Genomic DNA, 14,402 nt, shown 5'->3' on the forward strand with positions numbered 1-14,402 from the left:
GATTGCACGTTTGTCTCTATTCTATTCTAATCTATGACTGATGCGTTACGTTGCACTAGCAATACCTACTACTATTTATCGATCGCGATCGCTAGTTCATCGCGAATTTGAATGGTAATTCTTGCTATTGTTGTTAGTCACTGATGCTCCGATCGAATCATAGCACAATAGAAGTGCGATCGCCCTTTTGTGAGAAATGCAGTGTGCGATCGTCCGCGCGATCGGGTAAAGGTGCGATCGCCCTTCCTGATTTTAGTCGCTTCACGCTACCAATCTGTTGATTGGTGGCAAGATTTTAGTTACCGTTGTTATCGTTGATGTCTAGATTTTGTATTGACAATTCTGAAGGTATCGGTACAGTTATTTGTAGGTATACACCAATTTTTATTTGATTGTTTTCAAAAGTTATATTAGTTACATTAACTTTACTATTTTCAGATAAACCGTCTTGCATAGGGAATTTAGCAGGTGGCTTAGTTTTATATCCAGCATCCTCAAGCCATTCAGCAATGTTTCTCCAGTTTTCTATTTTTTCAACGCCTTTACCCACCAGACTTTTGACGTACTTATATAAGGTAGCGCATAGGTCAGTTTCAACTCCCTTGGGGTTCTTTTGGCGTTTTTCCGCTATTTCTCCGGGACTATGACCGCACAGAAGCCCCCGCAGGTGAAGCTTTTCCATTGGGGTGAGGCGTTTTCCCTTGGCTGAGGCCAGGTCTGCATAGAGGTTTTCTAAGTCCCAGTGGTTTGCGGCTTCGGTAAATTGCTCGTCGGCTGGCGGCATAGCGGAGTGGGGTGAAAATTCCTGATATAAGTCTAACATAATTACTGATGAGTGTAAGATAAAAGCTATGGTTAGTTAGATTATTATAAGTAGAATATCCCGATCTACGTGCAATGAGTCAAAATGACGAGAGAGCTAGCTTGAAGTAGCTAATAACTAGACTCATTGAGCATTGCTGAATCATTAGTTTTGAGGAAAATTTTATGATTTTTATAATCCCGATTATTTTGGGTGCTGCTGCTATAGCTGCTTCCGCTCTTGGGATTGGAGCTGGTATTGCAGGTGTTTCCGACATGAACGATGCAAAGAAAAGGGGCAAGAGCGCTCAAGAACAGCATGAACGTGCTTGCAATCGTTTGAAAAACGAATGGGAATGCACTCAAAATCTTGCAGAAGAGTACGGTCAACTGCAACTAAATATTAAAATTCGTACAATTGGGCGATTTGTCAAATTTATTGAGCGTATTGGTCAGCGTGGTTCTCTAAGCGACAAGCAGTTTTTGGAGGGATTAGAAGGCATTTCTATTCAGCAGATTAATGAGTACAAAGCTGCGGCTTTAGAAGCAGAACAATTTGTCAAAGGTGGTTTTAAAGCTGCTGGGGCAGCAGTAGCGGCAGGTCAAGGTGCAGTTGGCTTGATCGGACTGTTTGGGACAGCAAGTACCGGCACTGCGATCGCTGGGCTCAGCGGTGCAGCAGCTTGGAATGCGACTCTTGCATGGCTGGGAGGTGGTTCTCTGGCTGCTGGTGGCGGTGGCATGGCAGTTGGTACAGTTGTACTTGGAGGTATTATGGTTGGTCCAGCCTTGGCAATTGGTGGCTTCATGCTTGCTGGTGAAGGTGAAAAAGCTTTGACTAAAGCACGAGAATATGAAGCCAAGGTCTATACAGAAATCGCTAAAATTGATGCTGCTAAAGACTTTTTGGAAAGAGTCCAGCGACGGATTGATGAACTTAACTATGTGGTGAATAACTTGAACTCTCGTGCTGTTGTCGGACTTAACGAACTTGAATCCCAGGCATTCGAGCGAAATCAAAATGCAGATGTGCGTAAGTTGCAACAGGTAGCGCTTCTGGTAAAATCGCTTGCAGAAATTATGAAGACCCCTGTCTTAGATAGCGAAGGAAACCTCAACCCTGCGACTGCTAAAATCCAAGCTAAATACGGTACTATTTGAGGCAAGTTGACATGATAGCAAAAGAAGTTTCGCGAGGCATCTCAAAAATCACCAGTCCTGCTGAATGCTTAGAGGAACTTGTCTCAGCTTACACTGAGTACAAGATGGTGGCAGAGCAGGAGCAGACTAAACGGCGTGAAATTGAGGCATGGGAGAAAACAACTATCGCTCAGATTAAAGCCCAGAGCGATTGGATGATGGAGTACCTCGATCGCTCATTTGATGAGCGTGCAGAAAATTTTCGCGCTCTTTTTAGCGTAGTGGATTCGGCAATAGCTAGTGGCAATAATGAACAGTTAGCATTAGCTTTACATTCAATTACAGAAATAGCTAAGTCGAGTCCTTTCCAAGACCTTGCAAACTTAGCATCAGTAAAAGCTGCACTTAATAATCCAGACCATGAATGGGTGTTTTGATTCACCTTTATGAGTGTGGGTTGCCCCTTCACCTATCCCCTTAAATTGAAAAGCGATCGCCCTTAATCTCCAAAAGTGCGATCGCTCTTTCAAAAACCCTAACTTTTGCTCAGACAGTTGACGTGCTACACTCAGAGTATGGTCACAGCCACAAACAGAATGCAAACCATTACCATCACAATTCCAGGCGATCGCCTGCACAAGCTCCAAGAAACCGCCAACCGCCTCGGCGTTTCCCTAGAAGCATTACTGCTTGCGGGTGCTGAAAACTTGCTCGCACCACCAGAAACATCCTTCCAAAATGCTATGGAATACGTCCTCAAAAAGAATGCTGAACTTTACCAAAAGCTCGCGTAATGCTATCTAACTTTAACAGAAATCTTAGAACTTTATCGGCGCCTTATCGAGCAGTCTGGCGGAGGATTTGGCATCGCTAATTTAGGAGCATTAGAGTCAGCTTTAGCTCAGCCACGCATGACGTTTGGCGGGGAGGAACTTTACCCAACTATCGTCGAAAAAGCTTCAGCCCTTGGATTTGCTTTGATTAAAAATCATCCTTTCTTAGATGGTAACAAACGCATCGGTCACGCAGCAATGGAAGTCTTTCTAGTTTTGAATGGCTTTGAGATTTCTGCACCTGTGGAAGAGCAAGAACAAATTATATTACAAGTGGCATCAAGCGCGATCGCCCGCGATGAATTTACTGAGTGGCTGCGCTGTCATATTGTTCCTAATTCTATTTGAGAAATTATGACGGAGAACCTCACGTTAGATTTCAGCCAGACTTAGGAGAGGCAAATGAATCTAGCCGATGAAATTCAAATCAATCAAATTCAACAAGAATTAATTAGCCAAGAAGATGCAAAAAACTGGTTTTTAAGCTTCCCAACCGAATACCAGCAGGAAATATTGCAGCGGCTATCCTACATGACCCTCCAAGCAGGGGCGCGAGAAGAAGATGTTTCCCTAGCAATTGCCAAATCAAAACTTCGCCCAACTTACACCCCTTGTGTGTTGCTGAGTAGAGGGCGATTAAAAGAACAAATGGCAAAGCTTTTGAAACTGCCGCCCTCCGAATCTATCAAAACCTTTTTCCTGTTAATGAGTTTATTGGCAATTGCCGATGCGCGCAGGTACTGCAAATATTGTCAAGATGGCTGTAGCCACTGGTGGCATCGCGATTTGAGCGATCGCAAAGTTGTAGATGAAATTCAGCGCGAGTTTCAAGAAAGCATTCTTGTTTAAGTTGTAGTAAGCTGTGATGCGATCGGGCGATCGCCCTTCATCCTCACCCGACTCCTCAAATTGTCCAATCTTCAAACCTCAAATCCGGTACTCGCTCAAAATCCCGCCGGTTCCGCGTCACCAGAATAGCATTTCTTGAAATCGCAATAGCAGCAATCCGCAAATCTTTTGTGCCGATGCGAATCTTTTGACGCACCAAATCTGTATAACAATTGTAAGCATCACGATCGAACTTCAATACATTAACACTGTTGAAATACTCTACTCCATCCTGAAATCCCTTATAACCCCAGATTACTCGCTCCGATTGAGAAGATTGATTAATCGCATTCAACCATCCCCGCATTTGTTCCTCAACCGTAATTACTGTTACTGCAATCTCTTCAGGATTAGCCTGACTAACTCGTAGCTTTACCAGCGGATGCTCGTTTTGAAAAAGGGTCAAACAATCCGTATCTAGTACCCACAAACTCATTTTACTTGGCTCTCCACATCAACTTGCGGGTAATCTGTTCCCATTTCCTGAGCGAGGGTATTGCGATCGGCTTCCATATAAGCAACCACCTCATTAAACAGCGGATTGTCTTTATACATTCCCGCAAATTTCATCCACGGATGCTCTGGTTTTGGCGGTTGAATTGCCAGAGAAATCAGTTCTGCTTTTTCTAGCCGATCGCCCGCAATTCTGCTAATATTGGTAATAACTTCTTCCCGGCTATTACCCTCAGCTTTACATTCTTCCCAACCCAAAACCACCGCTTGATACTTTCCCTCTGTTTCCTGTTCGATAATAGCTGTCAAGGCTGGGCGATCGGGTTTTTGCTCTTGGATTTCCAGAGAAACGAGTTCAGCTTTTTCTAAACGATTCGTGACAAGCTGGCTGAGATTTGCGATCGCCTCATCACGAGTATTTCCTTCAGCTTTACATTCTGGCAAACCCAATACAATCGCTTGATACTTTCCCTCTGTTTCCTGTTCGATGACGGCTGTCAAGGAAAAGTCAGTTAATTTGTCCGACGGCTTTAGTAAAATTTTTGTACTCATAGTAGTAAATTCAAGTAACAATTATATGTTTAATTATACCTGACATTTTACACCATTTTCAATTGGCTTTTCAGGGACGGGCAAGATGCCCATCCCACGATCAAATAGACTCTTTGTGGAACAGGCATCTTGCCTGTTCTAGATGACTGCCAACAACTACAAAAAAACAGACTCTTTGTGGAACAGGCATCTTGCCTGTTCCTAACAAAATGCCACACAGATTACGAATCTCGATCGAGCTTCAGCACAGCCATAAAAGCCTCCTGCGGCACATCAACAGTACCCACAGACTTCATCCGCTTCTTACCCTTCGCCTGCTTTTGCAGCAACTTCTTCTTCCGCGAAATATCACCGCCGTAACACTTCGCCAACACATCCTTCCGCAAAGCCGGAATGTGCTCCGAAGCAATCACCTTCGCGCCAATTGTCGCTTGAATCGGCACCTTAAACTGGTGGCGGGGAATCAACTCCTTGAGTTTTTCAGTCAACCCGCGGCCCACATTGTAAGCCTTATCCCGGTGTACGATCATCGCCAAAGCGTCAACCGGATCGCCATTAATTAAAATGTCCATTTTCACTAACGGATTTTCGCGATAACCAATTATGTGATACTCCATGCTGGCATAACCGCGCGATCGCGATTTCATCTGATCGAAAAAGTCAGTCACCACCTCCGCCAAAGGCAACTCGTAAACCAGCGTAGTTCGGCCTTGACTCAGATACTTCATATCCATAAAAATGCCCCGCCGACTTTGAGACAGTTCCATCAGCGCGCCCACATAAGTTTCCGGCGACAGCATTTCTACCCGCACATAAGGTTCCTCAATTTTCTCGCGATACTGAGGATCTGGCAAGTGGCTGGGATTGTCAATTGTTAACACTTCCCCTTTAATTGTTGTGATTTGATAAACCACAGAAGGAGCCGTTACAATCAAATCCAAATTGTATTCTCTCTCCAGTCTTTCTTGTACAATTTCCATGTGCAGCAAACCCAAGAAACCGCAGCGGAAACCAAATCCCATCGCACTCGAAGTTTCCGGTTCGTAAGAAAGCGCCGCATCGTTGAGTTCGAGTTTTTCTAAAGCTTCCCGCAAATCGGGAAATTGGTCAGCATCGATCGGGAACAAGCCGCAAAAAACCATCGGCTTTGCCTCTGTATAACCCGGCCAAGGCTCCGGTGCCGGCTTTTTGACCAAAGTAATCGTATCGCCGACGCGAGCATCAGCTACGGCTTTAATTGCCGCGCCCAGATAACCCACTTCCCCCGCGTGCAGTTCGTCTACTTGAACTTGAGTCGGTGAAAGGATGCCCAATTCATCGATGACATATTCCTTACCCGAAACCATCAACAAAACTCGATCGCCCTTTTTGACACTTCCGTCCATCACTCGGAAATACACAATTACCCCGCGATAAGGGTCGTAATAACTGTCAAAAATTAGCGCCCGCAGCGGTTTGTCAACAGTATCCTGCGGCGGCGGCACCAATTCGACGATCGACTCCAAAATCTCATCTATACCAATTCCTTCCTTAGCCGAAGCCTCAATCGCCCCGCTACAGTCGAGACCGATAATTTCTTCAATTTCCCCTTTTACCCGTTCCGGTTCTGCCCCCGGCAGGTCAATTTTATTTAAAACTGGAATAATTTCCAGATTGTTTCCCAAGGCAAGGTAGACATTTGCCAGGGTTTGTGCTTCTACGCCCTGAGATGCGTCTACCACCAGCAGCGCCCCTTCGCAAGCAGCGAGCGATCGCGACACCTCGTAAGAAAAGTCCACGTGTCCGGGAGTGTCGATCAGGTTGAGAACGTACTCCTGACCGTCCTTGGCAGTATAGTTCATCCGAGCCGCTTGCAGCTTGATCGTAATGCCGCGTTCGCGTTCGAGCTCCATATTGTCTAAAAACTGCTCCTTCATCTCCCGTGCCTGCACAGTCCCAGTCGCCTGCAACAGGCGATCGGCCAAGGTTGATTTTCCGTGGTCGATGTGAGCAATAATCGAAAAATTACGAATGCGAGATACAGGAACGTTAGTCATGTTTTTTATCTAAGAGCTAATCGGCAAAGGATACTTTTTGTTGTATGATTACACAAGCAAGAGTCGAGTGCTTACTTCAACCTCTTACTGGGCATTGAGATGAAACCACAACTGAGGCAAACCTCAAGAGTATCAGTTATTAGCCTTTCAAGTGTCCGACCGAGCCCGGACACCCAAAAGGAAAAAACTTTTCTCTGTCTCATTGTACAGAAAGCGGTTAAGCGGTTGAGGAAAGGTTGGGTGCAAATCAGGGACTGCAAATATCTAGTCCAGTCGGTTGTCATCAAAAGAATTGAAACTTAAGAATTAAAACTAGGATTTTTTAACTATGAGCCAGTCAAGTATACCCCCCCACAGTTCGTCAGAAAAAGTGGAACTATCTATCCATATAGATCCTGAACTGCTAGACCAAATTAAGCACTTGACGAATGACCCCAGCAAAGTCATTGAAACAGCAATCAAGCAGTGGCTCAGAGGCGAGCGCCGCGAAGACGAGCTGGCTCTGAGTTTACGCCGCAACCCCCCAGTCCCGCCACGCGGTGAATGGAACGACTGAGGTTTCCCGGTACGAGACGGCGCGCACAAATCTGCTGGCTGTAAAGTTTCTGGCTATGAAATTTCGATCGCGCGGGCGATATCCTGCAGATTTCGTGGCGAAAGCTACAAGTTGTGGGCGAGCGAACTAGGCTAACTCACAACCTCGGAACTCTTCCAGGTGGTGGTTCGCAGCCTCATATTTTGGCGTAATTTTCACACTTGATAGTTAATCAGTGCAGATTCCTAATTTCTCAATCTTAATTTTTATCTTTAAATTACCCAAAACGGCTGAGAACGAATAATTTTGAGTTTTGAGTTGAGTTCAGAATTAAATCATTAATATTTTATGAGTTCATTAATCACTCAAAACTCAATAATAAAAGCCTAAAATTCTTGCAAATTGTGAGTTTTGAAGAATTAATGTTTGAATTAAAAAGACAACAACTTTTTAATTGATTACTAACTCACAAATTAACAGTAGAAGCCCCAAACAATGGGGAGTCTTGAGATATTTATTAAAAACTCAAGACTCCAAAATCCGAACTACTTTCATCCCCTACTCTGATGGACTCTAACACAGATTTTCGGCGATCGAGCCTCGCCTCTACAGGTTTTTTTCAAGAGTTAGGGGCAGAATTAGTATTTACCCAAGACGCCTCTGGTCGATATCTATCTTTTTACTGGCAAAAAGCTGAGCAGTACAACCTTACAGCAGAACAAATTGTCGATCGCCCGCTCAGCGAAACCCTGCAACCCCTCCCCCCTGCGCCTTATCTCGATATCCTGCGGCGGGTACTCGAAACCCTCGTACCGCAACGGTTCAGCTATCCATTTTGCCACGCCGGACAATATTTTCTCTTCGATTTGACACTCACTCCAGCGATCGACTCAAACGGCAAAGCTACAAAAGTCTTAGTTATGGGAAGGCTGCTGTCTGACAAACCCACAGACAGACGGCCCGACTCCCCAGAATTCATGCTCTATCGAGCTTTGCCATCTCCCTTGGACGCCCGCCAACAAATGTCGCTTCCAGCGAGCCGTATCCCCGGTCGATCGCTCCCTCCCTACTCCGAAATCGATCGTAAAGTCATCTCCCAAATCGCTCAAAACCTGCACAAAACCCTCGATTTAGCCACCATTTGGCAGCAAACTGTTAACAGCTTGGGTCAAGTTTTAAACGCGAGTCGCTGCATCATCTGTTCCTACAAAAAAGACAGCGAAAATCTCGAAACCTCCCCCTTCCTTGCCTCAGAAAATCAGCAAAAATCTACCGCCGCAGCAGCCGAATTACAACAGTCAATAGCTAGCGATTCCTCGTCCTCGCTTTCTCCAGCACAAATCGAAAATCTCCAATCGAAAACTTTTAAAGTAGTAGCTGAATACCGCCAAGAAGCTTACTCTTCTATGCTGGGATTAGAACTGCGCGCAGCCGAACAACCAGGGTGGATTCAAACTTTAGCCACCTTAAAACCAGTAGCAGTCGATTACGCCTCCCCTGCCGCCGATCCCTTCCACCGCCATTCCGTGCTCGTAGCAGCTACCTCCTATGAAGACCAACCCAATGCACTGATATGTTTGCACCGCTGCGGCAGTTCCCCGAAATGGAGTCCAGTCGAACTCGAATTCGCCCGTGAGTTAGTGGCTCAAGTCGGCAGTGCGATCGCCCACGCTACACTTTACCAAGAATTAGAACAGGCGCGCGCCGAAGCCGTGGCTCTTTCCCAACTTAAAAGTCAATTTCTTGCTAATACTTCTCACGAACTCCGCACCCCCCTCAACGGCATCCTCGGCTTCCTAAAACTGCTTATGGACGGCATGGCAGATGACCCGGAAGAAGCGCACCAATTTATCGAAGAAGCTTACCGATCAGCAGTACATTTGTTCAATGTGATTAACGATATTTTGGATGTCGCTAAAATCGAAGCTGGCAAAATGGAGTTAGATCTCGCTCCCGTCAAACTCGGTGAACTGTTGCAACAAGTTGAGAATTTTACACGGGTTCAAGTCGAGCAAAAGCGATTGCAATTTCAAATCCAAAAACCCCCTGTGGAGGACGAGATTATTGTGTACGGCAACTACCAACGCCTGCTTCAGGTAATCTTGAACCTCACGGGCAATGCGATTAAATTTACCGGGGAAGGGGGAATTCGCATCAGTGCCGAGGTTATTAAGAAAAAGGTGACTGTTCACAACCAGCAGTTCCCCGGAATGGTGAAAATCCGAGTCGCTGATACTGGCATTGGGGTTTCTCTCGACAAGCAAGATAAATTATTTGAGTCGTTTTTTCAGGTGGATGGCGATCGTACCAGACAATACGGCGGCACCGGTTTGGGATTGGCTATTTCTCAAAAACTGGTAGAAGCAATGGGGGGTACAGTAAATTTTTACAGTATGGGGGAAGGACTCGGCTCGACGGTTACTTTTACTGTGCCGCTTTATCAAGAACCACTATTTAAAAATTAATCATATCGATTCCGGTGCAACCGGCATCATTGTTGACTGTTGACTGTTGACTGTTGACTGTTGAAGGAGGGGTCAAAAAAATGAAAATTGCGCGAATTATTTGTGGGCATCTTGATTAGACTTTATGCCCGACGATGAAGGACGGATTTGATATCATTCCGGCGCAGCCGGAATTGATATTACCAATTACCAATTACCAATTACCAATGTGTACCTTACTCACTTAAAAAGGCTATATTCCTGTATTCGTAAGTTCCGTTGCGTGAATAAAAGTCATCGATAATTGGTAATTATCCTACAAACACAGTTCGATCGCCCACCAGCGTATCAATTTTGACTTTTATCCGTCGCCGAGATCCCTCCTTGGGAGTTTTGGACTCATATCCATCACCCCCGCCACTTCCGATCCCAGCCCAGAATTGGCATAAATCAAATCCGGGGGATACGGATAACAGCAAATCTTTAATCTGTCGGCTGGCAGCTCACACCTCCGAGTAAACCCCCACAAACCGCCAACTTTACAAAAACTTAATGCCTATTTTTAGGACTGATTCAGCTTTCCAATCCCCTACTGTAAAGGATTTTTAATAAAACAGGACGCTCTCCCTTCTTTGTGAAAATCATAAAGATATTGTAAAGACACCGCAACTACTTAGTAATGTTTGACGACCTGTGGCAATATTTAAGTAGAATTACGTAATCCATAAGTCGGGCAGCGGCAGGCTGGCAAATTAAGTAACTCCCTGCTCTGTTGCCGGAGTGGTAAACTTTTGCCAGTCTAGTAGAAAAAGGGTTGCTATGAATCAGCAAATATCAGCTCAATCGCAAAAGCTTTTACTCCAAATTGGCAGAAATATTCGTCGCACCTTGGATCTCAATACCATCTGGCAGCAAACAGTTAACAGTCTGGGAGAAACACTAGGCGTCAGCCGCTGCATCATTTGTCCCTATGAAAGTTCTAGCCTGCAAGTCAAAGTAGCTGCTGAATACTGCCAAGAACCATTTTTACCCATGCTGGGAATGGACATCTCGCTCACAGCAGCACCTCATTTTCTTCAAGCTCTAGCTACCCTCGAACCGGTGGTAGTAGACTCCTTTGCAGCCAATGACCCTTTTGGGGCGCAGTCGCTGCTAGTGGTGGCTACCGCTTACCAAGAGCAACCTAACGGCATAATTAGCTTGCATCAGTGCAAGGGTCGATCGTCGGGGAAGGGTAAGACCGATCGACCTTGGACTCAATCGCAGATCGAATTTGCACAAGAACTTGCCGAGCAAGTAGGAAGTGCGATCGCCCTCGCCACCTTGTACCAAGAGCGCAGCAAGCGAGTACAAGGACTATCCCAGCTCAAAAAGCAATTTTTGTTGAAGGCCTCCCACGAGCTCCGCACTCCCCTAAATCACATCATCGGCTATCTACAACTAACCATAGATGACCAAGCTGACGATCCCATAGAGGAGAGAGATTTTATCGAAGAAGCTCACCGTTCGGCTATCCACCTTTCTCAGGTAATTTCCAATATCTTAGATTACATTGAGTTAAGTGAAGCTTGCCAAACTCACGCAGAGTTAGCCACTTTCAGGAGTCAGGAAAAATCGGGGCATCAGTAAAGATTCGAGTGGCTTATTCAACAAGTCTAATATTTACCGTGCCAACAAGTTTTACCCTGAAAAATCTGACACTTTATCGATAGATTCCCTCAATAAATTCGGTAGCTGGTTCATCAATTATTTTTAGGGAATTATAGTTTTATACGGTACAGCATAGCAACTACTACACGTAGTAGTCCGGTGTATTTATCATATTATGTCCGATCAAACGACTCCCATGAAATAGGTTATTTAACTAGGAAGGATATTGCAAGCATAAGATTGCACTTTCGCACTTTTAATGCTTTTAAATTGTGATTGGTAGAATTACCCGTCGCCCTTTTTTTTCGGAGTTTTTGGAGGGCTGACATAGCGCGCCCAAAAAGGTTCCTCCATATCTTTCATCGCTGCTAGTTTTTGGCGCTCTTCCTCTATGCGCTTGCGTTCTGAAAGATTAGAAAATATGTTGATACTACCGACAGTCTGGCCGCCCGCATCTCGCACCCGTGCGGCCCAAAGCCAAACATCGATCGAACTACCGTCTTTTTTCAACAAAGATATTTCCAAACCGTTTTGCGGTTTGCCATTAGACGCAGACTTTAGCAGCGCGTAAAAATCTTGCTTTTGGCCTTCAGGAATATTCGGTAAAGGTTTCCCTAAAACCTCAGCCGCAGTCCAGCCAAAAAGTTGTTCGGCGGCGCGGTTCCAAACAACGGTATTGCCGTCATTGCTGGTACAGTTAATCGCCAGCGGCGCCGATGCTATCTGGGCTTGTAAAACTTGGTTAACGAGTTGCAGTTTCAATTCTACTTGCTTGCGATCGGTAATTTCCTGACAAGCGCCCCACAAACGGACAACCCGTTCAGCAGTTTTGTCCCACACCACTTGCCAGTAGTCCTGCACCCAGCGCACCTCGCCTTTTTGATTAATAATGCGATACTCATTAGCTCCAGTGCGGCTGAAAGTACAGCCTTCTAATTGTTTAATTAACATTTCCCTGTCGTCGGGATGAACGAGTTCTGAGTTCCACCAACCAAACGATTCTAATTCTTCAGGAACGATCCCAGTGCAGCGCTCAAAAGCTTCTGTCACCCACTCGCAGGCGAACTTGCCGTCGGGCAGTCCCTTAAAAGAATAGGCAAAATCCGAAGTGATTTGCGACATAACTCTGTAGTGGAGTTCCGACTCTCGGACTGCGATTTCGGCTTGCTTTCGTTCCCCTATTTCTCGCGAATTAATTATAATTCCCTGTACACTAGAATCGTAAAGCAAACTGTTGCCTATCGACTCCATGTAGATCCAAGAACCGTCAGCGTGGCGTTTCCGATATTCGATTGTCCCCCCAATTCCTGGAGATTCTAACAACTTACCAAAATACGTCTGCCAAGCCAGCAAATCGTCTGGATGGATTAACTCACCGTGAAATTTGCCAATTCTTTCTTCTGGGTTGTAACCCAAAAGCCGCTGTAGGGCTCCGCTGTGGTATCGAACTCGCCCGTCGGAGCCGACAATGGTAATTAGATCGGGAGAATTACGCAGCATAGCTTGCAGTTTGGCTTCACTTTTAGTTAATGCTTGAGTGTCCCTGCGATGCTGGCTGATTTGTTTTTCCAACTGCTCCCGTAGCTGTCTGATTTGCCCTACTTGCTGGGCTACAGTGCGTTCCAAAAGGCGATTATTTTTTTCAATTTCAACGAGCTTTGCGGCGTTATTTGTGGCGCTTTCAAACAAGCGGCTGCCTGCCATTTCCTGTAGAGAATTTGATAAATCTTCCAAAACTTTTGTGAAAATTGCCTGTTGCGGGTGTGGCAATTCCCTAGCTTGTTCCTGCAATGTTTCTAAGTGTTTGTAGACAGTTTCTAGCATTTTATTAAGGGGGGAATCTAATAGTTGCCTGCGGGTGCAACCCCTAAAAAGCGGACACAAGTTTTTTCAACGTAACCCATAACTAAGACTGGTGTCTGGCTTGCGACCCATCGCGCTCTCAATAACCAGGCATTTTGGGACTTTATCTTCAAATCATAGCAACCGATAGAGAAAGTAAATTCTTGTTGCGCCCTAATTGCCAGCCCAGCACCCCCCCCAAGAAGTGCTCGCCAGGAGTGCGGGTAACTCCCCTATCCAGTGAATGTGGGGCTTCTCGCGGTTAAGCTAAACTAGATGGGTGTCAAGAGAAAGAGGGATTTATGACAGAGCAAGCCAACGCTCGCGATTTGTTTCGCGCTGCTTACGAACACCGCTATACCTGGGATGCCAATTTTCCCGGTTACAGTGCCGATATTGAACTCAAACAGGGCGACGAAGTATATACGGGTCATGTTTGGATCAAACCCGACATGAGCGTGGAAGTCAGCGGCATTGAAGATGAGGAAGTGCAGCAAAGCGTTTACACCCAAATGCGGGACATTGTTACCCACCGCAAACGCTCGACATTTGAAAAATCTCACGGCAAAAATAGCTTCACCCTGGGCGAGAAAGACAGCACCGACGCTGTGGACATCTTGGTGCAAGGCGACTCAATGGGATCGAATTATAAAATCCGAGGTCTCTCAATTTGTCAAGTCAGCCGGGTGATGGGTCGCATGGCTTTCGTAATTGACACGCACAAAAGCTTAGAGACACCCGAAGGTTCTTTGGCGAGCCACTACGATGCCGTTTTCCGCAACCCCCAAACCGACGAAATCATCAGAGAACTCGAATTTGAAGATACCTTTGAGAAGATAGGCGACTATTATGTCATGACCAAGCAAGTAGTTCGAGCCAAAGAAAAAGGTCAACTGACAACAACCGAGTTCAACTACTCCAACGTCAAACTGCTAGAACCAGCAGTAGTGTAGTGCGATCGAAAACCCAATTTCTTAAATAAAAGGGTTTTTTTGGTTAACGTATCAGAATCAACTTGATTTGGCGGCAAGTAACGCTACGATCGAACGAGAGAGCGAATTGGGATCGAGCATCAGCGTAAGGAACCCCACGCCTAAAGGCGGAGGCTTTTAAGACTGTCCGGCTCTTTGAGCGGGATTGAATCGAGAGCTTACCTTACCAGCCTAAGTCTTTACTGACTACGTTTTTTGAGTCACGACACCGGAGAATGCGAAGCTAGTTTTCGGCT

Annotated in this window: 13 protein-coding genes and 1 pseudogene; 9 read left to right on the forward strand and 5 right to left on the reverse strand. The window is 45.6% G+C overall.

Translation table 11 applies throughout. The annotated features are described in order from the left end of the window. Positions 1 to 295 precede the first annotated feature (295 nt). Positions 296 to 823, reverse strand: coding sequence for a helix-turn-helix domain-containing protein (locus QUA36_RS20320; protein ID WP_333458879.1), 528 nt, complete (start codon positions 821 to 823; stop codon positions 296 to 298). Between the two features lie 164 nt (positions 824 to 987). Here QUA36_RS20320 and QUA36_RS20325 point away from each other — a divergent pair, with 164 nt between their 5' ends. The 5 genes and pseudogenes from QUA36_RS20325 to QUA36_RS20345 all read left to right on the forward strand — a co-directional run bounded on the left by QUA36_RS20325 (position 988) and on the right by QUA36_RS20345 (position 3,623). Then, positions 988 to 1,962 carry a hypothetical protein gene (locus QUA36_RS20325; protein ID WP_333458880.1) on the forward strand — a complete coding sequence of 325 codons (975 nt, stop codon included), beginning with the start codon at positions 988 to 990 and terminating at the stop codon, positions 1,960 to 1,962. Positions 1,963 to 1,973: 11 nt separating this feature from the next. Continuing rightward, a complete protein-coding gene (locus QUA36_RS20330; protein ID WP_333458881.1) occupies positions 1,974 to 2,378 on the forward strand; it encodes a hypothetical protein in 405 nt (134 codons plus the stop codon). A 138-nt stretch (positions 2,379 to 2,516) separates the two neighbouring features. Continuing rightward, entirely contained in the window at positions 2,517 to 2,735 is a 219-nt protein-coding gene (locus QUA36_RS20335; protein WP_333458882.1) for a DNA-binding protein, read from the forward strand. A 15-nt stretch (positions 2,736 to 2,750) separates the two neighbouring features. Further along, a pseudogene (locus tag QUA36_RS20340) lies at positions 2,751 to 3,122 on the forward strand (type II toxin-antitoxin system death-on-curing family toxin); the annotation flags it as partial. Positions 3,123 to 3,176: 54 nt separating this feature from the next. Then, on the forward strand, positions 3,177 to 3,623 hold the full coding sequence (locus QUA36_RS20345) for a DUF5958 family protein (protein WP_333458883.1): 447 nt from the start codon (positions 3,177 to 3,179) through the stop codon (positions 3,621 to 3,623). Between the two features lie 55 nt (positions 3,624 to 3,678). Here QUA36_RS20345 and QUA36_RS20350 read toward each other — a convergent pair whose 3' ends face one another. From QUA36_RS20350 to lepA, 3 genes are all read right to left on the reverse strand, one after another. After that, positions 3,679 to 4,098: a type II toxin-antitoxin system VapC family toxin gene (locus tag QUA36_RS20350; RefSeq protein WP_333458884.1), complete on the reverse strand. Its 420-nt coding sequence runs from the start codon at positions 4,096 to 4,098 to the stop codon at positions 3,679 to 3,681. Then, the gene (locus QUA36_RS20355) at positions 4,095 to 4,667 is read right to left on the reverse strand and encodes a type II toxin-antitoxin system HicB family antitoxin (RefSeq protein WP_333458885.1); all 573 of its coding nucleotides are present in this window, start codon (positions 4,665 to 4,667) and stop codon (positions 4,095 to 4,097) included. Before QUA36_RS20355 ends, QUA36_RS20350 begins: the two co-directional genes overlap by 4 nt. Positions 4,668 to 4,888: 221 nt before the next feature. After that, positions 4,889 to 6,703 (reverse strand): translation elongation factor 4, encoded by a 1,815-nt coding sequence (gene lepA / locus QUA36_RS20360; RefSeq protein WP_333458886.1) that lies wholly within the window; start codon positions 6,701 to 6,703, stop codon positions 4,889 to 4,891. A 328-nt stretch (positions 6,704 to 7,031) separates the two neighbouring features. Between lepA and QUA36_RS20365 the strand changes: the two genes are divergently transcribed. The 3 genes from QUA36_RS20365 (at position 7,032) to QUA36_RS20375 (ending at position 11,311) form a co-directional block, all read left to right on the forward strand. Then, on the forward strand, positions 7,032 to 7,259 hold the full coding sequence (locus tag QUA36_RS20365) for a hypothetical protein (protein WP_333458887.1): 228 nt from the start codon (positions 7,032 to 7,034) through the stop codon (positions 7,257 to 7,259). A gap of 545 nt (positions 7,260 to 7,804) precedes the next feature. Beyond that, entirely contained in the window at positions 7,805 to 9,703 is a 1,899-nt protein-coding gene (locus tag QUA36_RS20370) for an ATP-binding protein (protein ID WP_333167630.1), read from the forward strand. Between the two features lie 798 nt (positions 9,704 to 10,501). Then, a complete protein-coding gene (locus QUA36_RS20375; protein ID WP_333458888.1) occupies positions 10,502 to 11,311 on the forward strand; it encodes a GAF domain-containing protein in 810 nt (269 codons plus the stop codon). A gap of 306 nt (positions 11,312 to 11,617) precedes the next feature. On the opposite strand, the gene QUA36_RS20380 is transcribed toward QUA36_RS20375, so the two are convergent. Beyond that, a complete protein-coding gene (locus QUA36_RS20380) occupies positions 11,618 to 13,156 on the reverse strand; it encodes a PAS domain S-box protein (protein WP_333452072.1) in 1,539 nt (512 codons plus the stop codon). A gap of 320 nt (positions 13,157 to 13,476) precedes the next feature. Between QUA36_RS20380 and QUA36_RS20385 the strand changes: the two genes are divergently transcribed. Then, positions 13,477 to 14,127 carry a DUF3386 domain-containing protein gene (locus QUA36_RS20385; protein WP_333458889.1) on the forward strand — a complete coding sequence of 217 codons (651 nt, stop codon included), beginning with the start codon at positions 13,477 to 13,479 and terminating at the stop codon, positions 14,125 to 14,127. The last annotated feature ends 275 nt before the right edge of the window (positions 14,128 to 14,402 follow it).

Source organism: Microcoleus sp. Pol10D4 (assembly GCF_036701555.1).
Classification (GTDB): Bacteria; Cyanobacteriota; Cyanobacteriia; order Cyanobacteriales; family Microcoleaceae; genus Microcoleus.

What these genes read in the sequence shown, in the direction of transcription:
- QUA36_RS20380 (WP_333452072.1), bottom strand. Translation starts at nt 13,156, where the DNA reads ATGCTAGAAACTGTCTACAAACACTTAGAAACATTGCAGGAACAAGCT.
- QUA36_RS20350 (WP_333458884.1), bottom strand. Translation starts at nt 4,098, where the DNA reads ATGAGTTTGTGGGTACTAGATACGGATTGTTTGACCCTTTTTCAAAAC.
- QUA36_RS20355 (WP_333458885.1), bottom strand. Translation starts at nt 4,667, where the DNA reads ATGAGTACAAAAATTTTACTAAAGCCGTCGGACAAATTAACTGACTTT.
- QUA36_RS20345 (WP_333458883.1), top strand. Translation starts at nt 3,177, where the DNA reads ATGAATCTAGCCGATGAAATTCAAATCAATCAAATTCAACAAGAATTA.
- QUA36_RS20365 (WP_333458887.1), top strand. Translation starts at nt 7,032, where the DNA reads ATGAGCCAGTCAAGTATACCCCCCCACAGTTCGTCAGAAAAAGTGGAA.
- QUA36_RS20330 (WP_333458881.1), top strand. Translation starts at nt 1,974, where the DNA reads ATGATAGCAAAAGAAGTTTCGCGAGGCATCTCAAAAATCACCAGTCCT.
- QUA36_RS20370 (WP_333167630.1), top strand. Translation starts at nt 7,805, where the DNA reads ATGGACTCTAACACAGATTTTCGGCGATCGAGCCTCGCCTCTACAGGT.
- QUA36_RS20385 (WP_333458889.1), top strand. Translation starts at nt 13,477, where the DNA reads ATGACAGAGCAAGCCAACGCTCGCGATTTGTTTCGCGCTGCTTACGAA.
- QUA36_RS20325 (WP_333458880.1), top strand. Translation starts at nt 988, where the DNA reads ATGATTTTTATAATCCCGATTATTTTGGGTGCTGCTGCTATAGCTGCT.
- QUA36_RS20375 (WP_333458888.1), top strand. Translation starts at nt 10,502, where the DNA reads ATGAATCAGCAAATATCAGCTCAATCGCAAAAGCTTTTACTCCAAATT.
- QUA36_RS20320 (WP_333458879.1), bottom strand. Translation starts at nt 823, where the DNA reads ATGTTAGACTTATATCAGGAATTTTCACCCCACTCCGCTATGCCGCCA.
- lepA (WP_333458886.1), bottom strand. Translation starts at nt 6,703, where the DNA reads ATGACTAACGTTCCTGTATCTCGCATTCGTAATTTTTCGATTATTGCT.
- QUA36_RS20335 (WP_333458882.1), top strand. Translation starts at nt 2,517, where the DNA reads ATGGTCACAGCCACAAACAGAATGCAAACCATTACCATCACAATTCCA.